Source organism: Streptomyces sp. Isolate_45 (genome assembly GCF_024721315.2).
Lineage (GTDB): Bacteria > Actinomycetota > Actinomycetes > Streptomycetales > Streptomycetaceae > Streptomyces.
The window spans coordinates 111,382-133,166 of the sequence record NZ_JANFAK020000002.1 but is presented as its reverse complement, the minus strand read 5'-3'; the positions used below and the strand labels follow the sequence as shown (position 1 = coordinate 133,166).

Genomic DNA, 21,785 nt, shown 5'->3' with positions numbered 1-21,785 from the left:
GGCCCGTACGTCAAGGGTGACCTGATCATCGCCGACCTCGGGACGACCGTGCGTGAAGGAGGGAATGAACGGAGAATCTACTGTGTGCAGAGCTTCTGAATCCAGCCCGGTCGGGGCCCAGTTGATAACGATCGACTACACGCGACCGGGGTGCAGGCGAAGTTCACCTCCTGGAGCTGCCTTCCGGAAGTGGCCCGGAGAAGGGGATCCGGCCGATCGGCGCAGTGCAGACGCGTAGCACCTGCGCTTTGAACTGTTCGAACTTCCGTCAATAGGGCGGACCGACCTGTCCCTTGTCAGCCTGATGATAAAGCCGGGCACCGCCGTCGATGGAGCAAGATCTCGACGTTGACTTCCTTGCGCGTATGTCCGATTCTGTTCGCTGCAAGGGGTCACATCGCAACGCGCCGGCCGGTGCGATCAATGTTGCCCCGTTCCGGCGTGGGCGCGCGTGAATTCGAGGTCGCCCCTGTCGACAACCGCGCCCGCCACCTGTCCAGGGGCGGTTGAAATTGAGACCGGAGTTCGCCGCCTACAAGGAACTCCGGAGAACCACCCTGCCCAGAAAAACTCATCCACTCTTTCCGAGGACATTTTTCTCGATTTCTCGCCGGAAAGAGCTATCGATAGGCACGTCGTGTCCTGAACAATAGGGCGACTTTCCCTCCCACCCAGGATGTCCCACGTGTCGACGAATCATCCTTCCGTTGGTCGATTGACCGACCAGCAACTGTGTGACGTCATCCGCACCGCGGACTCGGCCGCCCCGTCGGCCGCGACCGAGCTGCGCCGGCGTCATGGCCCGAGGGTCTCCGCCTTCGCCCGAACGGCGGCGGCGGGCAGCGATCCGATGTCCGCCCAACGGGCCGCGGACCGCGCGATGGACCAGTTCCTCGACATGCTGGCCGAAACGACCGACGCCCCGCACCAGCCTCCTCGACTGTCATTGCTGGCGCTGGTGTCCGGGACCACGTCTCCCACCCCGCGCCCTCCCGGCGGGGCGGGACCGGACGAACAGGCCGGGCCTCCGGCCGATGTCACGCCGGGGGCCTCGACCGATCCCGCCCATGTCCCGCCGGCTCCGGGTCTCCGGTCGTTCGTCCGCGAGGGCTTCATAACCCTGGCGCCGCGCACGCAGGCCGTCCTGTGGCACTCCATCGTCGAACAGGAGCCGGACGAGCACGTCGCGACGATCACCGGTGACCGGCCCGACGCCATACCGGACCTCGCTCGCCGGGCGTTGGCCGCGTGCCGGGACGCCTTCCTGCGTGTTCACCTGCAGGCTCGGCACGCTCCGCACTGTCCCGCGTTCGCACGCATGCTGGATGCCGCCGCGGGGCGCGCGGACGTGCGGGAGAACCCCGACCTGGCGCGCCATGTCGACGGATGCCCAGGGTGCGCGGCGGCTCTGCGCGGCCTGGTCGCCCTCTGCGACGCCCCTGGTCCCTTGCTGGCAAGCTCCCTGCTGGGTCCTGCCGGCCCGCTCCACCTCTCCGCGGCAAGCCGCACGGACTCGCCCCCGGACACCGAGAACACGCTGTCCCTCCCGGTCACGACTGCGGCCGGAGGCGTGCCGCAACCGACCTCGCACAACCGGAAACCGTCCGCCTTCAAACGGTGGCCCGCCGGGCGCATTTCACTCGGTGCGGCGGCGGTCCTGATCACGACGACGGCGCTCGCCGCCGGCGTCCCCGCGGCCTGGGGGCCCGAACCGCCCGCTGTGGCCAAGGAGCAGCCACCGCGAGCCGGCGTCAGTGCGGGCGCCGGCGGCACGCCTGCCCCGTCGGTGAGCAGATCGCGGCCCTCCGCACCCGCCTCACGTGCTCCCTCCCCCAGCATGTCGCCGTCCACGACGGGCCCGTCGCCCAGTGACAGGCCCACGCCCAGCCCCACCCTCGCCACGGAGAGCGCGACGGCCGATCCCGTTCAACCTTTCAGGGCCTCGTCGTTCGGCCCGGCCGTCAATTCCGCAACGGGTCTGTGTCTGGATGTCCGCGGGGGCACCTTCGCCAATGGCGTCGACGTGATCACCGCACGTTGCAGTGCCGGAGCACCGGTCCAGCAGTGGCGTCTGGACGAGAGGGGACTCCTGCGCAATGCCGCCAACCCGAGCTACTGCCTGGACGCCCGCGGTTCCGCTGGGGACGGCGTGGGCATCTGGTCGTGCTCGGCATTCGGCCGGGCGGAGGGGAACAACCTGGTGTTCTCCATCGATGCGGCAGGACGCATCAAGCCTCGGATCGCACCGGGCTACGCGGTGACGTCCGCGAACGGCGAGCCCGGAGCGCCCGTCGCCTTCGGTCGCACCGGGCCGGCGGCGGAGCAGCACTGGAACGAGCCCACTGCGCAAGCCCCTTCGACTCGATAGCCAAACAGATTCATCCATGTTCCCACAGAAATCAAACAGGTTCCCCTGCCAGGTCCACACCTGCGGCGGCGCCATGAGGTAAACCCTCCACCCTGCCCTTCGACGGCTTTACCCAGGCAGTCAATGGGAGGTGGACCCCGTCCATCCAGGCCGACCCTGGAGGTCACAGCGGTGCATCAATCCGAAACCCTCGGTTCACACTGTTGACTTATGGCGGAAACGGCGCTTTTCTCTGTTGCATCAAGTTTGAAAACGACTGACTGCGGCGGATTCACCCGCAGAGGGTTCGTCCGCCAGGGGGCTCACCGGCCGAGGCCGGACACCCCCTCCTCCGAGTCTCCAGGGACCTCCAGCCCCGGGCGGCGCTCACGACAGCGGCCGGACCGAACCCCACCCCATCGCACGTGCCCCACTGGTCGCCCGGTGCGACCCGTTCAAGCAAAGGGATCGACATGCTCACTCACCACCACCACCGCCCGGTAGCAGCCGCGGCACTGGGCCTGGCCACGATGCTCGTCCTGTCCTCGTGTTCCAGTGGTCAGGAAACGACGGGCGGCACCGCGGACGTCGGCAAGGTCGACGGGAAGATCTCCCTGACCTATCTGCAGAAGCAGGGCGACCAGGAGTACTTCATCGGCGAGGCCGCCGGTGCGAAGGCGAAGGCGAGTGAGCTCGGGATCGACCTGAAGGTGGTGAACCTGGGCAACGACGCGAACAAGACGGTGAGCGAGGCCCAGGCGGCGATCTCACAGAAGAGCAACGGGCTGATCCTGGTCGTTCCCGACCCGGCCGTGGGCCCGCAGGTCGTACAGCTGGCGAAGACCGGCAAGGTGGCCCTCCTGACATCGGACGACCAGATCTGCAGCACCGGCCCGGACCCCTCCGCCTGCGGCGCGGAGGACCTGGTGCCCCGCATCGGGTTCAGTGGCCAGCAGATGGGCGGCGACGTCGGCAAGCGTGCCGCCGAGGAATTCAAGAAGGCCGGCTGGAACCCGGCGGAGACGCGGACGATATCGGCCTGGAAGCAGGACGTCACCGTGTGCACCGACCGTGTCAACGCTTCGAAGAAGGCGTTCGCGGAGGCCGCGGGCGCACCGGTGCAGAACATCGACGTGCCGACCGACAACTCCCCGACGGGCGCCCAGGACAAGATCGCCGCGACGATCACCGCCAACGCCTCCGTGAAGCACTGGGTGGTCTGGGGCTGCAACGACGAGAACGTCCAGGGCGGGGTCACCGCCCTGGAGAACGCGGGCTTCACGGCCGACAACGTGATCGGTGTCGGCCTCGGCGCCTACCTCGCCTGCAAGAACTGGAGTTCCGGCAAGCCGTCCGGCATGAAGGCCGCCCTCTTCATCAACGGCCGCGACGTAGGGGCCCTGGCGGTGCAGACGATCTACGACAAGCTCAAGAACGGCAAGGACTTCCCGAAGGAAGCCTTCGCCCCGACCAAGATGGTCGACGCCTCCAACTGGAAGGACACGGGCCTCACCTGCGGCTGAGCCCGCTCCGCGGCCAGGACGGGTACGGCCACCGCAACGGCGACCGTACCCGCCACCCGTCCAGACCACCGCCGCCGCCGCCGAGCAGCAGCGTCGCCGGCACGAACGCCCCACGTAACCCCAGCTTGCGAGGCCCCCATGACCACAGCCGGTACAGAGCCACCCGTCCCCGCCCGGGATCCCGGCGAAGAGATCTCCGTCGAGAACATCACCAAACGGTTCGGTGCGGTGCAGGCGCTCAGCGGCGTCACGCTCACCTTCCCCCGGGGCCGGGTGACCGCCCTCATGGGCGAGAACGGAGCGGGCAAGTCGACGCTGTTGAAGATCCTCACCGGTGACCATCAGCCCACCGAGGGAAGCATCCTCTGGGACGGGCGCCCGCGGACCCTGCCGTCGCCGCACGACGCCCACAAGGCCGGGATACGCATCATCCCGCAGGAGCCCGAGATCATCCCGCACGTCTCGGTCGCCGAGAACGTGTACGCGGGGGCCCTGCCGCGCACCACCCTGCGCCGCCTCGACCGGGCGGAGCTGCGCCGCCGCATCACCGCGGACCTGGCCCGGCTCGGATTCGAGAAGGTCATCCATCCGGATCAACTCGGATCCGAACTCACTCCCGCACAGCGCCAGTTGGTGGAGATCCTGCGGGCGCTGACCGGCGAGGCCAAGGTCATCGCCTTCGACGAGCCCACCTCCTCCCTCTCGGAGAACGAGGTCGAAGCGCTCTTCGGCCTGATCGACCGGCTCCGGGACCAGGGCATCGCCGTCATCTACGTCTCCCACCGCATGAAGGAGATCTTCCGTCTCGCCGACCGCATCGCCGTCCTGCGCGACGGCACGGTCGCCGGCGTGCTGGAAGCCCGTGACACCAACGAGGGGGAGGTCGTCCGCCTGATGGTGGGCCGTGACCTGTCCTCCCTGTTCGTGCGGCAGGACGTCGCCCGCGACGAGGTGGTTCTGGAGCTGGAAGGTGTCACCACGGACGACGTCAGCGGTATCGACCTCCACGTCCGTGCCGGCGAGGTGGTCGCCCTGGCCGGGCTGATGGGGGCCGGGCGCTCCGAGCTCGCCCTCGCCCTCGCCGGCGACCGGCCCATCCGTTCGGGTCGCGTCTCCGTGAACGGTCGCCCCCTACGTCTGCGCAGCCCCCGGGACGCGATCCGCGCGAGCATCGGACTCGCCCCTGAGGAGCGCAAGGCCCAGGCCCTGTTCCTCCACCGCTCCATCCGGGAAAACACCTCCCTGGTCAGCCTGGACCGGCTGCGCCGCTGGCGCTTCGTCCGGAGCCGCCAGGAGAAGGCGGTGGCACAGGACTTCTCCGACAGGCTCCGGGTGCGCACCCCCTCGATCGAACACGAAGTGCGCAAACTGTCGGGCGGCAACCAGCAGAAGGTCGTGCTCGCCCGCTGGCTGCTGCGCAAACCCAAGGTCCTGATCCTGGACGAGCCGACGCGCGGGATCGACATCGGTGCCAAGGCCGAGATCTACCGCATCATCGCCGACCTCGCCCGGGAGGGGGTCGCCCTGCTGGTGATCTCCTCCGAACTCCCCGAGGTCCTGGGCCTCGCCGACCGGATCGTCGTGATGCAGAACGGTCGCATCACCGGCGAACTGGGCCGCTCGGAAGCCAGCGAGGAAGCCATCCTCAACCTCGCCATGGCAGACGATCTCGCCCCCGTCGCATCCGACCGACCGCTCACTGACTCCGCCGATGGAGACGCTCGATGACCACCACCCAGACGCCGGCCGCCACCGACAACCTTCCCGCTCCGGCGCGGAAGACCGGAGGAGCCCTGCTCTCCTCGCTCGGCGGGCAGAACCTCAGCCTGATCGGCGCCCTCGTCCTCGTCCTGGCCCTGTTCGGGTTCCTGAACGACAACTACCTCAGCCTCGCCAACATCCAGGTCATCGGCGAGGCGGTGACGATCACCGGGCTGCTCGCGATCGTGCAGACGGTCGTGATCATCTGTGGTGGCCTCGACATATCCGTCGGCTCCCAGGCCGGCCTGGCTTCCGTCGTGAGCGCGATGGTCTTCACGTCCGGCGGGTCCAACCCCTACCTAGGGATGGCCGCCGCGGTCGGAGTCGGCATCCTCGTCGGCGTGGTCAACGGTGTCGCCATCGTCTACGGCAGGGTCAACCCCACCATCGCGACGCTCGCGGGCCTGGCGGCCTACAAGGGCGTGGCCCAGCTCGTCTCCGACGGCCGCGCGCAGGGCTACGTACTCAACGATCCCCTCTTCGTGTTCCTGGGCCGAGGAAAGATCGCCGGGGTGCCGGTGATGATCTGGATCCTTGTGGTCGTGGCGCTGGCGGTGCACATCATGCTCAAGTACACCGACATCGGTCGCAACATCTACGCGATCGGCGGCAACGACACCGCGGCGCGCCTTGCGGGCATCAACATCAACAAGTACCTGGTGGCCGTCTACGCGCTCATCGGCGTGGTCGCGGCGGTCGCGGGCATCCTGCTGACCGCGCGGACCGGCTCCGGGCAGCCCGTCTCGGGAAGCGAGGGCCTCGAACTCAAGGCCATCACGGCGGCCGCGCTGGGTGGATGCGCCCTCAAGGGCGGCAAGGGCGGTATCGGCGGCACGCTTCTGGCGGTGGCCCTGCTCGGCGCCTTGGAGAACGGGCTGACCGTCGAGGGCATCAACACCTTCTGGCAGAACGTCGCCCAGGGCGCCCTCCTCGTTGCCGCCGTCGTCATCCAGCAACGCCGCAGCGGCGAACGGGCTGTCGGCCTGCCCCACTGACGCGGGCGGGCACGACGGCAGTACGGCGCGATCCGCGGGGGGGGGGGGGGGGGGGGGGGGGGGGGGGGGGGGGGGGGGGGGGGGGGGGGGGGGGGGGGGGGGGGGGGGGGGGGCCCCGGCCCGGCGCGGAAAAGCCGCATGCCTGAAACGCGATCAATCACACGGAGCGCGAGGGGAATCTGGATCAGGTATTTCAGTACGCGCCCTCGCCATTCGGCATATGTGCACACGCGGAGAATAGAGGGGGACGGTAAACCGGGCTGGGGATCGGATAGCCAACCGGGCAAATCCACCATCCCGCAAGAAGGTTCGGCGGAGGTCCTGTGGACCACTCGCCCGCCCCCATTGGATGCGGTGTACAATTGATCTCTGTCTGGAATGTGCTAGAGATCTTTGGGTGGGACTGTGACCGAGTCGGCACCGCTGGCGGCCCAGCGGCGAGAAGTCATCCTCGATACCGTGCGCCGCAAGGGAGCGGTGCGCGTTGCCGCGCTCGTGGAGCAGCTCGGGGTGTCCGACATGACCATCCGCCGCGACCTGGACGTGCTCGCGAGGGCCGGCGCGGTCGAGAAGGTGCACGGCGGGGCGGTGAGTACGTCGGGCACCACGGGCGACGAGCCCGGGTTCGAGACCAAATCCACCCTCCAGTCGGCGGCCAAGGCCGCGGTCGCCGAAGCGGCCGCCCAACTGGTGCAGCCCGGAAGTGTCGTGGCGATCTCCGGTGGAACGACGACGTACGCCGTCGCCCACCGGCTGCGCGACATCGCGAACCTGACCGTGGTGACCAATTCCCTGCCGGTTGCCGAGCTGCTGCGGTCGTTCGGGGCGGAGGACGGCTCCTCCGCCCCGACCCTGCTGGTCACGGGTGGAGCCCCCACCAAATCCGCCTCCCTCGTGGGTCCATTGGCGGACCAGGCGATCCGCTCGCTGCAGGTCGACCTCGTCATCGTCGGCGCGCACGGCGTTTCCGAGCGTGCCGGGGTGACCACCCCGAACCTCGCGGAGGCGGAGACCAACCGCACGCTGATCTCCGCCGCGACCCGGCTGGCCGTTGTGGCCGATCACAGCAAGTGGGGCGTCGTCGGACTGAGTCGGTTCGCCGATCTGTCCGAGATCGACTACTTCGTCTCCGACGACGGACTCGCCGAGCAGGCGCGCACGGTCCTCGGCGAACAGGTCGGCCGGCTGATCCTGGCGGAGACTCGGGGGACGTGAGGCTACGATCGGCGGATGCCCGGTGAGACCGCCCGTCAGTGCTCGAAGCGGTAGCCGAACCCGCGGACGGTGACGATGTGCTCCTGACCGATCTTGTGGCGCAACCACCGCACGTGCACGTCAACGATCCTGTTGTCGCCGCACCGTCAGGCCTGACAGGTCGATTCGCAGGTCACCCAATACCGTCGCCGCCGTCCGGGACGATGTCTGCGCCGTCGGGCAACGGGCGGCGCGACGCAGCGCGCACCGGATCCGCGCCACGATGATCGGTATGTCCAAGGGCTTCGTGACGTAGTCGTCGGCGCCCGCCTCAAGCCCCCAGCACGACGTCCACGGGATCGGTCCGCACTGAGGTCAACAGCACCGGTGTTTGACTCTCGGTGCGGATGCGCTGCAGCGGGCCGACTCCGTCGAGGCCGGGCAGGGCGACATCCACGACGGCTACGTCAGGGCGCAGTTCCCTGAAGCGGACCAACCCCTCGTCGCCGTCGCCGGCCGCGTGGACCTCGTACCCGTTGCGCCGGGGGAGAGCGATGTGGCCGCGCGTGACCGTAGGTCGGCCTCGACCAACAGTACGGAGGTCTTGGCCCGGCCCATCGTCCGCCTTCACCAGTATCGAGCCGACGCCATGCGCGCCGATGCCCCGAAATCATTCCGATCCCAAAGTCGCATTTCTGCGCTCATGTGACGGGGTGTCGCAAATTTGACCACACATCAGGTGTGTCAAGTAATTGTGGCGAGCCGGAATCCGGCCTCGAATGCATGCTCCAGCACCACTCGGCCGCGTATTCGGCGTCGCGTTATGGTCCGCCGTACGGTCGAGCAACTGGAAAGTGGGGAACGGCAATGGTGTCGGAACAAGGACGGCTCGTGGCCGGCCGCTACCGGTTGGTGCAGCAAGTCGGCCGCGGCGGCATGGGAACCGTCCGGCGTGCCGACGACGAGTTCCTCGGCACGCCAGGTGGCGCTGGAGGTGCTCCATGCACCTCCGCACGTGCCGGACGACACGATCCGCACACGCCGCGAGGCGCGCAGCGCGGCCCGGATCGCCCACCCCACATGGTCGTGGTGTACGACGTGGCCGAGGACGAGAGCTTGCCCTGCATCGTGATGGAGTGCCCCACCCCCACAGGACCCCCTCCATCTCCCGTCCGCCCGGCCCGGCGAGTCACAGGTCGGATCGGCCTCGTCAGGGGGCGCGCGGTGGGCGACGCCGCAGGCCTGGCCGGCGGCGCATTCGGCCTGATGCGACGGCGCCACGCGCCGGGCTCAACCCGCCACGCACATCGCCGGGCGCCCACCCGACACACAACGCGTTGACTTTAGTTGTTTTCTGTTTACTCTTGTCGACGTATGGCTCGCGACAGCGCCGTACCGTACTCCGAGAGACGGGCACGTTTCCGTGAAGAGAACCTCGACGAAGCTCGCGGACGGCCGCGAGCTGATCTACTACGACCTCGACGAGAGCGCCGAACGCGACACGGTCGACCGGCGCGCCCTCGTGTCCGTCGACAGTCATCCGGAGCTGCGCCTGGATCTGGCGACCGGAGACTGGGTCACGATCGCCTCGCACCGCCAGGGACGCGTCCACCATCCGCCGACCGACGCGTGCCCCCTGTGCCCATCGGGGAACGGGCGCCACAGCGAGATACCGGCGGCGGACTACGAGGTGGCCGTCTTCGAGAACCGCTTCCCCTCGCTGGCGGGGCGGTTCGGACGCTGCGAAGTCGTCTGCTTCACTCCGGAGCACGGCGCGAGCTTCGCCGAGCTGACCGAGGACCGCGCCCGGCTGGTACTCGACGCCTGGACGGACCGCACCGAGCGGTTGTCTTCCCGCGACGGCGTCGAGCAGGTCTACTGCTTCGAAAATCGCGGCGCGGAGATCGGCGTGACCCTCGCGCACCCGCACGGGCAGGTCTACGCTTTCTCCTTCGTCCCGCCGCGGACCGCCAAGATGATCGCCGTGGCCGGTACCCACCGGGCCGTCACCGGCGGGAACCTCTTCGAGGACCTGCTGGCGGAGGCCCGGGCCGCCACCTCGCGCGTGGTCCTGACGGGGAAGCACTGGACGGCGTTCGTCCCCTACGCCGCCCGCTGGCCTTACGAAGTGCACCTCTACCCCCATCGCCGCGTCCCCGACCTCACCCAGCTCGCGGAGGCCGAACGAGCGGAGTTCCCCGGGATGTACCTGGAGCTGCTGCGCAGGTTCGACCGGCTGTTCCACCAGGACGGGGAGCCCGCTCGGACGGCCCCCACCCCCTACATCTCCGCCTGGCACCAGGCGCCGAAGACCGGCGGTCGGGAACTGGCGCTGCACTTGGAGCTGTTCACGGTGCGCCGGTCGGCGGGCAAGCTCAAGTTCCTCGCCGGCGTCGAATCCGGCATGGACTCCTTCGTCAACGACATCGCCCCGGAGGCCGCAGCCGCACGACTGCGAGAGGTCGCCTCATGAACCGATACCTCGTGACCGGAGGCGCCGGCTACATCGGCAGCGTGGTCGTGGCCCACCTCCTCGAAGCCGGCCACCGCGTGACGGTGCTCGACGACCTGTCGACCGGCGCGCCCCAAGCCGTCCCCGCGGGCGCCGAGTTCGTCCGGGGCGGTCTCGGGCATGCCGTCTCCGTCCTGACCGCCGACTACACCGCGGTCCTGCACTTCGCCGGCTCCTCGCAGGTGGCCGAGTCCGTGCGCGACCCGGACAAGTACTGGCGCAACAACGTGACCGGTTCGCTGGCGCTGATGGCCGCCATGCGGCACGCGGACGTGCGCACTCTGGTGTTCTCCTCCACAGCTGCGGTCTATGGCGAACCCGAGCAGGTACCGATCGCGGAGGACGCACGGACAGCACCCACCAGCCCCTACGGCGCGACCAAACTCGCCGTCGACCATCTGATCACCGGCGAGGCCGCCGCCCACGGACTCGCCGCCGTGTCCCTTCGGTACTTCAATGTCGCGGGTGCCCACGCGGGACACGGCGAGCGCCACGAACCCGAGTCGCACCTGATCCCGCTCACCCTCCAGGTCGCCCTGGGGCGGCGCCCACACATCGACGTCCACGGCGACGACTACGCCACGCGCGACGGCACCTGCGTACGCGACTACATTCACGTCGCCGATCTCGCCGAGGCCCACCTGCTGGCCCTGGAGGCAGCCCGCCCGGGCGAGCACCTGATCTGCAATCTGGGCAACGGTGAGGGCTTCACGGTCCGGGAGGTGATCGACTCCGTACGACGGGTCACGGGCCGGACGATCCCGGAGATCGTCCGCCCCCGCCGCCCCGGCGACCCCGCGGCACTCGTCGCGTCCGCCGCCCGCGCGCGCGAGCGCCTCGGCTGGCGACCCCGCCGCACCGAACTGGACGCCATCGTGGCCGACGCCTGGGCCTTCGCACGTGAGGTGATCGTATGAGGGAGGTCTTCCGGCGCATCTACGGCGCCTCTCCGGAGGGAATCTGGGCGGCGCCCGGCCGGGTCAACCTGATCGGCGAGCACACCGACTACAACGACGGCTTCGCACTGCCCATCGCCCTCACCCAGAACACCCTGGTCGCCGCGCGGAAACGTCAGGACGGCCGGTTGCGGCTGCACAGCGCCCAAGGGGACGGCCCGGTCATCGACCTCCACGTCGACCGACTCACCCCCGGAGCCGTCACCACATGGGGTGCCTACCCGGCGGGAGTCGTCTGGGCGCTGCGCGAGGCCGGGCACCGGTTCGGGGGCGCCGACCTCCACATCGACAGCACGGTGCCGACAGGCGCGGGCCTTTCGTCCTCCGCCGCCCTCGAGTGCGCGGTCGCCTTCGCCTACAACGACCTCTACGGGTTGGGCCTGAGTCCATCCGCCCTCGCGCTGATCGGCCAGCGTGCGGAGAACGGCTTCGCCGGCGTGCCGTGCGGGGCCATGGACCAGCTGGCCTCCGCCTGTTGCACCGCCGGTGCGGCCCTGCACCTGGACATCCGCGCCGGAACCCACCAGCAGGTGCCCTTCGACCCGGGGGCTCAGGGGATGAGCCTGCTGGTCGTCGACACGCGGGTGAAGCACGACCTCGGAGACGGCGCGTACGCGGCCTTGCGAGCCGGGTGCGAACGCGCCGCCCGGCTGCTCGGGCTGACCGCACTGCGTGATCTCACCCCCGCGGACCTGCCCCGGGCGACCAGAGCTCTCCCCGCCCACCTGGTACCCCTGGTCCGGCACGTCGTGACGGAGAACGCGCGGGTCACCGAGGCCGTCTCGCTCCTGCGGGCGGGGCACCTGGCGGCGTTGGGGCCGATCCTCACGGACGGCCACGCGTCGCTGCGCGACGACTTCCGGATCTCCTGTGCGGAGAGCGACCTCGTCGTGAGCACGGCCCTGGCGCACGGAGCGCTCGGGGCGCGCATGACCGGTGGCGGGTTCGGCGGGTCCGTCATCGTGCTGGCGGAGGAGGCCCGGGTGGAAGTGATCGGCGCCGCCGTCATCGCAGCGTTTCCCGCGGCCGGGTACCAGGCTCCGTATCTGTTCCCGGTCTCCCCGGCCGAGGGCGCCCGGCGTATCGCGTGAGAACACGGTGAGGCCGTAGCCCTGCGACGTAGACTGTTCGTTTGTGAGGAAAGCCGTGTGACTTCGGCGGCGTACAACACGGACAGCGCGCAGGAACGGGGACGAGATGGTGACCGAGTCAGCACGCCTGGCGCCCCAGCGCCGGGTACTCATCCTGGACATCGTGCGCCGTGACGGTGCCGTGCGGGTGGCCGATCTCGTGGAACAGCTCGGCGTCTCGGACATGACCATTCGCCGCGACCTCGACGTCCTCGCCCGCACGGGTTCCCTGTCGAAGGTGCACGGGGGCGCCATCAGCGCCTCCGTCACGACAGGAGACGAACCGCCCTTCGAAACAAAAGCCGGTCTGGAGTCGCGAGCCAAGTCGGCGGTGGCCGACACGGCAGCAGCCCTCGTGAAACCGGGCAGTGTCGTGGCCATCTCCGGCGGGACGACGTCCTACGCGGTGGCGGCCCGGCTCCGCGACGTCGCGGGTCTGACGGTGGTGACCAATTCCCTGCCGGTCGCCCAGCTGCTGCGGCCCACCGGGGCCGAGGCCGGCCCCGCGGGTCCCACACTGCTGCTGACCGGAGGAACTCCCACCAAGTCGGCCTCGCTCGTCGGACCTCTCGCCGACCAGGCGATCCGCTCCCTTCAGGTGGACCTGCTCATCATCGGCGCCCACGGCGTGTCCGAACGCGCCGGCGCGACGACTCCGAACCTCGCGGAAGCACAAACCAACCGTGCGCTGATCGACTGCGCCACTCAGGTTGCCGTGGTCGCGGACCACAGCAAATGGGGCGTCGTGGGTCTCAGCCGGTTCGTCGCGCTCTCGGAGATCGACTACTTCGTCTCCGACGACGGCCTCGACCCCGAGGCGTGCTCCGTCCTGAGGGATTCCGTGGGACAGCTACTCCTTGGCGCCACCCAGCCGTAGGCCGGCCCGGAGCACGCTGCCCCCGCCGGTCGGCCGTGGGCATCACTCGCGCGACAACCTATCCCCCGCTGCTGCCGTGTGGCATCCACGATGCGTGCCGGACAAGCAGCGAGGACTTGCCACACCAAGGATGTTTACGCAAACATTCGATAGCGACAGTTCCATGACGCGATCCGCGCACCCTGCCCAGTTGAGGAGCACGCATGCCCCTTCTCCAGATCGAAGACGACGGGTTCCGGCTCGACGGCGACCCCTTCCGCATCCTCTCGGGCGGACTGCACTATTTCCGCGTCCATCCCGATCTTTGGGACGACCGGCTGCACAAGGCCCGTCTCATGGGGCTCAACACAGTCGAGACGTACGTACCTTGGAACCTCCACCAGCCACAGCCCGACGAGTTCCGCATGGACGGCGGCCTCGATCTGCCGCGGTTCCTCGAACTCGCCGCCGACGAGGGACTGCACGTACTCCTGCGGCCCGGCCCCTACATCTGCGCCGAATGGGAGGGCGGCGGCCTGCCCTCATGGCTCCTGGCCGACCCGTCCGTGCGACTGCGCAGCCGCGACCCGAAGTTCCTCACCGCGGTCGACGACTACTTCGGCAGGCTTCTGCCCCCGCTGCACGACCGGCTCGCCACCCGGGGCGGGCCGGTGCTCGCCGTGCAGGTGGAGAACGAGTACGGGGCGTACGGAGACGACACCGCCTACATGGAACACCTAGCCGACTCCCTGCGTCGCCACGGCGTCGACGTGCCGCTCTTCACCTGTGACCAGCCGGCCGACCTGGAACGCGGGGCTCTGCCGGGAGTTCTCGCCACCGCCAATTTCGGCAGCCGGTCGGCAGCACACCTCGCCACCCTGCGCGCCGCCAGGCCGTCCGAACCGCTGCTCTGCGCGGAGTTCTGGATCGGCTGGTTCGACCGGTGGGGCGGAAACCATGTCGTCCGCGGTGCGGAGCAGGCGTCGCAGGAACTCGACGAGCTGCTGGCGACCGGGGCCTCCGTGAACTTCTACATGTTTCACGGCGGCACGAACTTCGGCTTCATGAACGGCGCCAACGACAAGCACACCTACCGGCCGACCGTCACCTCCTACGACTACGACGCCCCTCTCGACGAGGCCGGCGACCCGACCGAGAAGTTCGCCGCGTTCCGCGAGGTCATCGCCAAATACGCCCCGGTCCCCACGGAGTTCCCGCCCGCACGTGCCGCAAAGTTCGGCCCGCAGGCGGTCGAGCTCACCGAGAACATCGGCCTGCTGGTCGCCGCGCCGGCCCTCGGGAACGCCGTCGCCTCGCACCGTCCGCTGACGATGGAGGAACTCGGGCAGGACTACGGCTTCGTGCTGTACGAGGCGGACCTGCCGGACGCCGGACCCGCCCTGCTCGAAGTGGAGCAGGTGCGCGACCGCGCCCAGATCTTCCTCGACGGCCAGCCCGTGGGCGTGCTGGAGCGGGAAAGCCACGAGCACTCCCTCACCTTCACGGTCCCACGGCCGGGCACCGTCCTGACCGTTCTCGTCGAGAACCAGGGGCGCGTGAACTACGGCCCGGGCATCCACGACCGCAAGGGGCTGCTCGGCGGCGTTCTGCTGAACGGGGCCCCGCTCGACGGATGGGCCAGTCGTCCCCTGCCGCTCACCGCGCTCCAGGACCTCCCGTTCGGCACCGGGTCGGCCACGCCGACCGGACCGGCCTTCTACCGCGGCTCCTTCGACGCGGACCGGACGGCCGACACCTTTCTCCACCTCGACGGCTGGACGAAGGGCAGTGCCTGGGTCAACGGCTTCGCCCTGGGCCGCTACTGGTCCCGCGGCCCCCAGCGCTCGCTGTACGTACCCGGCCCGGTGCTGCGCAGGGGCGGGAACGAGGTCGTCGTACTCGAACTGCACGCGCCCGGACGCGAACGAAAGGTCGACTTCCGGGACGCGCCCGACCTCGGTCCCGTCGAGGACTGACCGCCCCGGCGGCCGTGCGGGGCCGTGTTCCACGCCGTGCGTTCGCACTGAGTGGAACACGGCCCCAGCGGTGCCCGGGCGCGGGCGCGACGGGTCAGACGGCTGAGCGTCGCCACGTCTGATTGTCGCCGCCGTTGCACGTCCACTGGACGAGCCGGGCGCCGTCGGCCCAGGAGCGGTTCGCGACATCGAGGCACTTGCCGCTGTGCTGGGCGACGAGCCGCGTCCCGGTCGGGCCGGCCTGCGCCGTCCTCCACCTCTGTCCGGGCGCGTCACCGCAGGTGGCCTGCACGACGGCGGCGCCGTCATCGGGGGACGCCTCCCGGACCGCGAGACACTTCCCGCTGTGGCGGAGCATGATCCGTACCGTGCCGTCTCCCGCGCCTTGGAACCACACCTGCTGGTTGACGCTGCCCGAGGCGCAGGCCCACTGGATCAGCGTGGCGCCTTCGGCCACCGACCAATCGGCGGCATCGGCGCACTTGCCGCTGTGCGCGGCGGACAGGGTGCTCCAGTCCCCCGTGCCCCGCACGGTGCCGGTTTCCGTCGAGATGATGATCCGGGGGTAGTAGTCCATGGACAGGGTGGTCCTGGTCGGGAACTTCAACGGAAGCCAGATGTACTGCGAGTCGTTGACCGTGCCGCCCATGGAGTTGCCCCAGCGGTCGCCCATGTACAGGTAGTCGGTGGCACCGGACGTTCCCTCGACGGGCAGCACGAAGGCCGTCTGGGAGCCGTAGGTCCTGCCGTCGCCCAGGTCCCGCAGCGAGCTCCAGGTGCCGGTGATGCTGTCCGCCGTGCCGTACTTCTGCTGGTTGGGGGACCAGCCGGTGGCGCCGGACGTCACCAGGAAGTAGACGCCGTCGCGCTTGAACAGGGCCGGAGCCTCGCGCCACTGACCGGCCCACAACTTCTGCACCTGGGTATCGACGCCGGTGTAGTCCGCGGTGAGCCGGTAGACGTGCAGGTCCGCGTTCTCGTTGGCGGCGGAGATCATGTAGCCGGTGCCGTCGGTGTCCACGAAGGTCGTGATGTCCCGGGACATGTGCCCCAGCGGCCGGAAACTCCCGCGCCAGGAATACTCACCGTCGACCGTGGAGGAGACGGCCACGGCGGCACGGGCCTCGCTGTAGTCGGTGGCGCTGCCTTCCTTGTGCATCCACATGACGAACTGTCCGTTGGCGCGGTTGTACATCACCTTGGGGCGTTCGATGTTGGCGGTGGCCAACTCCGGGTCGGTTGCCTGGGACAGGACGTGGCCGCGGAACTCCCACGTCTTGAGGTCGGTGGAGCGGTAGGCGGAAACGTACCGAAAGCTGTTGTCGGGGTTCCGGTCCTCTCCGAACCAGTAGTAGTGGTCGTCCACCTTGATGACCCCTCCGCCATGGGCATGGACGGGACGGCCCGCAGGATCGGTGAATTGCGTCGCGTTGATGACGGTGACCGGGGAAGGAGAGGCCGCAGCGGTGCCGAGACCGCCGAGGAGGCTCGCGAACAGGGCTGCCACGACGGCGAACAGGGCTGAAAGGTGCGGGGGGTGACGTCGCATGGGTACCTCTTGCTGGCTGGCGGGCGGGTGAGAGGTGCGCGGCGCGGGCAGGTGTGCCCGCGCCTTCGGACCCGGCGATGACGCCGACCCCGGTGAACTCGGTGTTTCACCCCGGTAATGTTTACGTAAACACTCCGGTTGGCTGCGAGTCTGGAAGCCGCGTCGGTGCCTGTCAAGCAGTTGGACGCCAATCGTTCTCAACGGGCCCGGATGGAGCTTCCGCGCCCAACCTCACTTGTGATGAGCCGAGTTGCGTCCGGCGGGTACAGCCGGCTGCCCGCGAAGATGCATCGTCGGACAGGCCTCGCCGTCCGGCAGTCAATATTTCGGCCGAGGGGGCGCCGGACGCTTGACGCTCCTGGGCAGGAGTGCCACCATCGCGCTACCGATGATTACGTAAACATTTCTCATCAGGTCCTGCCCCACGAGGCCGATTTCCGGCCCGGAGGCCGTCATCTCCTCCCCTCCGTCGCGGGCCTGAAGGTCACTGACACAAGGACCCACCATGACGCTCCTGCCGGCACCGGCAAAAGCAGTCCCCCCGCCCCGTTCACGTTCCCGCACACGTCGCAACGCCCTCGTCGGCTGGGGGTTCACCGGACCGTTCGCAGCGGTGTTCACCCTCGTCTTCCTGGCTCCCATCGGATACGCCTTCTACCTCAGCCTGATGCGCGACCGTCTCATCGGCGGCACCTCCTTCGTCGGCGCGGACAACTATCTCCAGGCGCTCGCCGACGCGCGGTTCTGGGAGGGGTCGGCCCGGATCGGGCTGTTCCTGCTCGTCCAAGTGCCGATCATGCTGGGGATCGCGTTGCTCGTCGCGCTCGCCATTGACAGCGGCCGGCTGTACGGCAAGGCCTTTTTCAGGATGGCCGTGTTCCTGCCCTACGCGGTACCGGCCGTGGTGGCCAGCCTGATGTGGGGTTTCATCTACGGCGCCAGGTTCGGCCTGGTGGGCAACGTGAACGACGCTTTCGGCCTGTCCCTGCCCGACCCGCTCTCCCCCGCACTGGTCCTCGCCTCCATAGGCAACGTCGTGACCTGGGAGTTCGTCGGCTACAACACCTTGATCTTCTATGCCGCCCTGAAGGTGGTTCCGCGCTCCCTCTACGAAGCGGCCGCCATCGACGGTGCCGGGGAGTGGCGCATCGTCACCGCGATCAAACTGCCGGCCATCCGCAGCGCGGTGGTCATCGCGACGATCTTCTCGATCATCGGCAGCTTCCAGCTGTTCAACGAGCCGAGCATCATGCAGAACCTCGCGCCCAACGCGATCACGACGGACTACACCCCGAACCTCTACACGTACTCGCTCGCCTTCTCCGGGCAGCAGCACAACTACGCCGCGACCATCGCCATCGTCATGGGCGTCTTCACCGCGGCCATCGCCTACGCGGTCCAGCTCCGCGGCATGCGGAAGGGCTGAGCACATGATCACGGACCCGAGCGGTGTCTCCTCGGACACGAGGGAGCGCACCGTCCGCTCCGGCACGGACCCGAAGCGCAGTGCGACCGGATCGCGCAGACCCCCGGCCGCCGAACCGTCCCGCGCGGCACCGCCCCGGCGCAGCCGACGGCCCCACACCCCCCTCGACCCCAGGCCCAGCATCCCGCTGACCCTGGTGACCGGACTGGTCCTCATCTACTCCCTCCTGCCTCTGGCATGGCTGGTGATCAACGCGACCAAGGACCAGGAGGACCTCCTCGACTCCTTCGGCCTGTGGGTCGGCAAGGACTTCCAGCTCTGGGACAACATCTCCCGCACACTGGCCTACGACGACGGCGCCTTCGTCCGCTGGACGATGAACACGCTGCTGTACGTCGCCGCTGGCGCGGGCGGTGCGACGCTGCTCGCCGTCCTCGGCGGATACGCGCTGGCCGTGTACGAGTTCCCGGGCCGCAGAGCCGTGTTCGCCGTCGTCATCGGGGCCGTGGCCGTCCCCGGCACGGCCCTCGCCGTCCCCACGTTCCTGATGTTCAGCGGCATGGGCCTGGCCAACACCCCTTGGGCGGTGATCATCCCCTCCCTCATCTCGCCCTTCGGGCTCTACCTGATGTGGGTGTTCACCTCCGAAGCGGTGCCTCCCGAACTGCTCGAAGCCGCCCGCATCGACGGTGCGGGCGAACTGCGCATCTTCTTCAGGATCGCCCTGCCCCTGCTGATGCCGGGAACGGTGACGGTACTGCTCTTCTCCATGGTCGCGACCTGGAACAACTACTTCCTGCCGCTGATCATGATCAAGGATCCGGACTGGTACCCGCTCACTCTCGGTCTGAACGCGTGGAGCGCCCAGGCCAGGACCGCGGGGGGCGAGCCCGTCTTCGACCTCATCATCACCGGATCGCTGCTCACCATCGCGCCGATCGTCGGTGTGTTCCTTCTGCTCCAGCGCTACTGGCAGTCAGGTCTGGCCGCCGGCAGCGTCAAGGAGTGACGCGCCCGGCTCCGCCCCTCGTCCCGACCCCCGTCCACCTCATCCCCACACCGAACCAGGAGCACCACCGATGAGAACGAACAGCCGCCGCCGGATCCTCGCCGCCGTCGCCGCGACGTGCGCCCTGACCCTCGGCGCCACCTCCTGCGGGTCACCGGACCCCGGGCCCGACAGTTCCGCGAAGGACGTGGCGTCAGCGCTCGAAGCCGGGGGCAAGGTGACGGTGTGGGCGTGGGAACCCACCCTGAAGAAGGTGGCCGCCGACTTCGAGAAGAAGTATCCGAAGGTGGACATCGAGCTCGTCAACGCAGGCACGAACAACAAGCAGTACACCGCGCTCCAGAACGCCGTCGCCGCCGGTTCGGGAGCCCCGGACGTGGCCCAGGTCGAGTACTACGCCATCGGCCAGTTCGCCATCGGCAAATCCCTGGAGGAACTCTCCCCCTACGGCGCGTCCGCCCACGACCAGGCCTTCACCACCGGTCCCTGGAGCGCGGTCAAGTACGGCAAGGGGATCTACGCCCTCCCCATGGACTCCGGGCCGATGGCACTGTTCTACAACAAGAAGGTCTTCGACCGGCACGGCGTCGCCGTCCCCACCACGTGGGACGAGTACGTCGAAGCGGCGCGCGCCCTGCACAAGGCGGACCCGAAGCTCTACATCACGAACGACACCGGCGACGCCGGCGCCACGACCAGCCTGATCTGGCAGGCGGGCGGACGCCCCTACAAGGTGGAGGGGACCGAAATCGGCATCGACTTCGGCGACGCCGGCACGGCTTCGTACGCGGGTACCTGGCAGAAGCTCATCGACGAGCGGCTGCTCGCGCCCGTCACCTCCTGGAGCGACGAGTGGTACAAGGGTCTGTCGGACGGCAGCATCGCGACCCTGTCCATCGGCGCCTGGATGCCCGCCAACTTCGCCTCCGGCGCTCCCGCCGCGTCGGGTGACTGGCGCGTGGCACCCCTCCCCCAGTGGACCAAGGGTGCCAAGGTCGGGGCGGAGAACGGCGGCAGCTCCCTCGCCGTGCCGAAGGCGTCGAAGAACAAGGCGCTGGCCTACGCCTTCATCGAGTACGCGACCACGGGAGCCGGCGCCACCGGCCGCTCCGCCGACGGCGCCTTCCCCGCCACCCGGGCAGACCTGGAATCTCAGGCCTTCCTGGACACGCCGTTCCCCTACTTCGGGGGTCAGCAGGCCAACCGAATCCTGGCCGACGCCGCACGTGACGTCGGCACGGGCTGGTCATACCTGCCCTATCAGGTGTACGCGAACTCCGTCTTCAACGACACCGTCGGCAAGGCCTACGTCTCCTCGACGACACTGACCCAAGGGCTGGCGGCCTGGAGGGCCACAAGTGCCAAGTACGGCAAAGAACAAGGGTTTACCGTCGCCGAATAGCGCGCCCACTCATGTTTATACATGTTGATTCAGTTCCGTTTCCGGTGGAATGCAGGCAGGATGGTCAACATGAACTACCAGGTCGAACAGGGCCGTTACGCCGCCATGACCTACCGTCGCGCCGGACGCAGTGGTGTTCAGCTACCTGCCGTGTCGTTGGGCCTGTGGCACAACTTCGGCGACACCGTGCCGCTGGAGGTACAGCGCGCAGTGCTGCGTCGGGCCTTCGACCGGGGTGTCACTCACTTCGACCTCGCGAACAACTACGGGCCGCCGTACGGGAGCGCGGAGCGCAACTTCGGCCACCTGTTCGCACAGGACTTCCGCCCGTACCGGGACGAACTGTTCATCGCGTCCAAGGCGGGCTACGACATGTGGCCCGGCCCGTACGGGAACGGCGGCAGCCGTAAGCACCTGTTGGCGAGCCTGGACCAGTCGCTGCGGAGGATGGGCCTGGAGTACGTGGATGTCTTCTATTCACACCGCTACGATCCCGAGACCCCGCTCACGGAGACCATGGGGGCGCTCGACACGGCGGTGCGCTCCGGCCGGGCGCTGCACGCCGGCATCTCCAACTACCCCGCCGAGCAACACCGCGAGGCGGTGGCGATCCTGCGGGAACTGGGCACGCCGGTGCTGCTGAACCAGGCCCGGTACTCGATCCTCGACCGCGCTCCCGAGGACGGACTGCTGGACGCCGTGGGTGACACCGGAACCGGTCTGATCGCCTACTCACCCCTCGCTCAGGGGCTGCTGACGGATCGGTACCTTTCCGGCGAGGTGCCCGCCGGTTCGCGGATGTCGGTCGGACACTTCCTCAAGGAGGAGGCGCTGACCGGCGCCCGACTGGAGCGGCTGCGCGCCCTGGGCAAGCTCGCCGAGGGACGCGGACAGAGCCTGGCACAACTTGCGATCTCCTGGGTGCTGCGCGACCCCCGGGTGGTGTCGGTGATCACCGGCGCGAGCAGTGTGATCCAACTGGACCAGAATCTGGACGCGCTGCACCGGGCACCTCTGTCGGAGGAGGAGCTGATGGAGATCGATCTGCTGACCCGCTGACCATGTCTGCGGCTGTCTCCGGACAGGTAACTGCCTCAGCCCGCACGGAACGAACGGCAAGAACACCGTAACGATGCGAAATCCTGTCGA

At 68.8% G+C, this 21,785-nt stretch carries 15 protein-coding genes and 2 pseudogenes; 15 read left to right on the top strand and 2 right to left on the bottom strand.

Annotation, left to right across the window (positions count from 1 at the left end; all coding sequences use genetic code 11):
* The first annotated feature begins 880 nt into the window (after window positions 1-880).
* The 5 genes from NOD94_RS01560 (at window position 881) to NOD94_RS01540 (ending at window position 7,841) form a co-directional block, all read left to right on the top strand.
* Window positions 881-2,368, top strand: a complete 1,488-nt coding sequence (locus tag NOD94_RS01560) for a ricin-type beta-trefoil lectin domain protein (protein WP_281203826.1) — start codon at window positions 881-883, stop codon at window positions 2,366-2,368.
* Window positions 2,369-2,820: 452 nt separating this feature from the next.
* Entirely contained in the window at window positions 2,821-3,870 is a 1,050-nt protein-coding gene (locus NOD94_RS01555; protein WP_281203825.1) for a substrate-binding domain-containing protein, read from the top strand.
* A gap of 138 nt (window positions 3,871-4,008) precedes the next feature.
* Complete coding sequence (locus tag NOD94_RS01550) at window positions 4,009-5,598, top strand: sugar ABC transporter ATP-binding protein (protein ID WP_281203824.1); 1,590 nt, start codon at window positions 4,009-4,011, stop codon at window positions 5,596-5,598.
* Complete coding sequence (locus NOD94_RS01545; protein WP_281203823.1) at window positions 5,595-6,626, top strand: ABC transporter permease; 1,032 nt, start codon at window positions 5,595-5,597, stop codon at window positions 6,624-6,626. The genes NOD94_RS01550 and NOD94_RS01545 overlap by 4 nt, the downstream gene beginning before the upstream one ends.
* Before the next feature lie 405 nt (window positions 6,627-7,031).
* A complete protein-coding gene (locus NOD94_RS01540) occupies window positions 7,032-7,841 on the top strand; it encodes a DeoR/GlpR family DNA-binding transcription regulator (RefSeq protein WP_281203822.1) in 810 nt (269 codons plus the stop codon).
* Between the two features lie 35 nt (window positions 7,842-7,876).
* Here NOD94_RS01540 and NOD94_RS01535 read toward each other — a convergent pair.
* Window positions 7,877-8,438 (bottom strand): annotated as a pseudogene (locus NOD94_RS01535) (response regulator transcription factor).
* A gap of 249 nt (window positions 8,439-8,687) precedes the next feature.
* On the opposite strand from NOD94_RS01535, the pseudogene NOD94_RS01530 reads away from it, so the two are divergent.
* The 6 genes and pseudogenes from NOD94_RS01530 to NOD94_RS01505 all read left to right on the top strand — a co-directional run.
* Window positions 8,688-8,957, top strand: a pseudogene (locus NOD94_RS01530) (serine/threonine protein kinase); the annotation flags it as partial.
* 286 nt (window positions 8,958-9,243) lie between these two features.
* Window positions 9,244-10,293 (top strand): galactose-1-phosphate uridylyltransferase, encoded by a 1,050-nt coding sequence (gene galT, locus NOD94_RS01525; protein WP_281203821.1) that lies wholly within the window; start codon window positions 9,244-9,246, stop codon window positions 10,291-10,293.
* Window positions 10,290-11,249 (top strand): UDP-glucose 4-epimerase GalE, encoded by a 960-nt coding sequence (galE, locus tag NOD94_RS01520; protein ID WP_281203820.1) that lies wholly within the window; start codon window positions 10,290-10,292, stop codon window positions 11,247-11,249. The genes galT and galE overlap by 4 nt, the downstream gene beginning before the upstream one ends.
* A complete protein-coding gene (gene galK, locus NOD94_RS01515; protein ID WP_281203819.1) occupies window positions 11,246-12,379 on the top strand; it encodes a galactokinase in 1,134 nt (377 codons plus the stop codon). The genes galE and galK overlap by 4 nt, the downstream gene beginning before the upstream one ends.
* Window positions 12,380-12,485: 106 nt before the next feature.
* Window positions 12,486-13,295: a DeoR/GlpR family DNA-binding transcription regulator gene (locus NOD94_RS01510; RefSeq protein ID WP_281203818.1), complete on the top strand. Its 810-nt coding sequence runs from the start codon at window positions 12,486-12,488 to the stop codon at window positions 13,293-13,295.
* A 203-nt stretch (window positions 13,296-13,498) separates the two neighbouring features.
* Window positions 13,499-15,250, top strand: coding sequence for a glycoside hydrolase family 35 protein (locus NOD94_RS01505; protein WP_281203817.1), 1,752 nt, complete (start codon window positions 13,499-13,501; stop codon window positions 15,248-15,250).
* A gap of 94 nt (window positions 15,251-15,344) precedes the next feature.
* On the opposite strand, the gene NOD94_RS01500 is transcribed toward NOD94_RS01505, so the two are convergent.
* The gene (locus NOD94_RS01500) at window positions 15,345-16,799 is read right to left on the bottom strand and encodes an RICIN domain-containing protein (protein WP_281203816.1); all 1,455 of its coding nucleotides are present in this window, start codon (window positions 16,797-16,799) and stop codon (window positions 15,345-15,347) included.
* A gap of 505 nt (window positions 16,800-17,304) precedes the next feature.
* Here NOD94_RS01500 and NOD94_RS01495 point away from each other — a divergent pair.
* The 4 genes from NOD94_RS01495 (at window position 17,305) to NOD94_RS01480 (ending at window position 21,695) form a co-directional block, all read left to right on the top strand.
* Entirely contained in the window at window positions 17,305-18,225 is a 921-nt protein-coding gene (locus NOD94_RS01495) for a sugar ABC transporter permease (RefSeq protein WP_281203815.1), read from the top strand.
* Between the two features lie 4 nt (window positions 18,226-18,229).
* On the top strand, window positions 18,230-19,234 hold the full coding sequence (locus NOD94_RS01490; protein WP_281203814.1) for a carbohydrate ABC transporter permease: 1,005 nt from the start codon (window positions 18,230-18,232) through the stop codon (window positions 19,232-19,234).
* A 70-nt stretch (window positions 19,235-19,304) separates the two neighbouring features.
* Window positions 19,305-20,636, top strand: a complete 1,332-nt coding sequence (locus NOD94_RS01485) for a sugar ABC transporter substrate-binding protein (RefSeq protein WP_281203813.1) — start codon at window positions 19,305-19,307, stop codon at window positions 20,634-20,636.
* Between the two features lie 69 nt (window positions 20,637-20,705).
* Entirely contained in the window at window positions 20,706-21,695 is a 990-nt protein-coding gene (locus tag NOD94_RS01480; protein ID WP_281203812.1) for an aldo/keto reductase, read from the top strand.
* The last annotated feature ends 90 nt before the right edge of the window (window positions 21,696-21,785 follow it).

Coding starts and splice junctions, on each gene's coding strand:
- NOD94_RS01505 (WP_281203817.1), top strand. CDS start 13,499: ATGCCCCTTCTCCAGATCGAAGACGACGGGTTCCGGCTCGACGGCGAC.
- NOD94_RS01485 (WP_281203813.1), top strand. CDS start 19,305: ATGAGAACGAACAGCCGCCGCCGGATCCTCGCCGCCGTCGCCGCGACG.
- NOD94_RS01490 (WP_281203814.1), top strand. CDS start 18,230: ATGATCACGGACCCGAGCGGTGTCTCCTCGGACACGAGGGAGCGCACC.
- NOD94_RS01560 (WP_281203826.1), top strand. CDS start 881: ATGGACCAGTTCCTCGACATGCTGGCCGAAACGACCGACGCCCCGCAC.
- NOD94_RS01500 (WP_281203816.1), bottom strand. CDS start 16,799: ATGCGACGTCACCCCCCGCACCTTTCAGCCCTGTTCGCCGTCGTGGCA.
- NOD94_RS01555 (WP_281203825.1), top strand. CDS start 2,821: ATGCTCACTCACCACCACCACCGCCCGGTAGCAGCCGCGGCACTGGGC.
- NOD94_RS01550 (WP_281203824.1), top strand. CDS start 4,009: ATGACCACAGCCGGTACAGAGCCACCCGTCCCCGCCCGGGATCCCGGC.
- galE (WP_281203820.1), top strand. CDS start 10,290: ATGAACCGATACCTCGTGACCGGAGGCGCCGGCTACATCGGCAGCGTG.
- NOD94_RS01510 (WP_281203818.1), top strand. CDS start 12,486: ATGGTGACCGAGTCAGCACGCCTGGCGCCCCAGCGCCGGGTACTCATC.
- galK (WP_281203819.1), top strand. CDS start 11,246: ATGAGGGAGGTCTTCCGGCGCATCTACGGCGCCTCTCCGGAGGGAATC.
- NOD94_RS01495 (WP_281203815.1), top strand. CDS start 17,305: ATGACGCTCCTGCCGGCACCGGCAAAAGCAGTCCCCCCGCCCCGTTCA.
- NOD94_RS01480 (WP_281203812.1), top strand. CDS start 20,706: ATGAACTACCAGGTCGAACAGGGCCGTTACGCCGCCATGACCTACCGT.
- NOD94_RS01545 (WP_281203823.1), top strand. CDS start 5,595: ATGACCACCACCCAGACGCCGGCCGCCACCGACAACCTTCCCGCTCCG.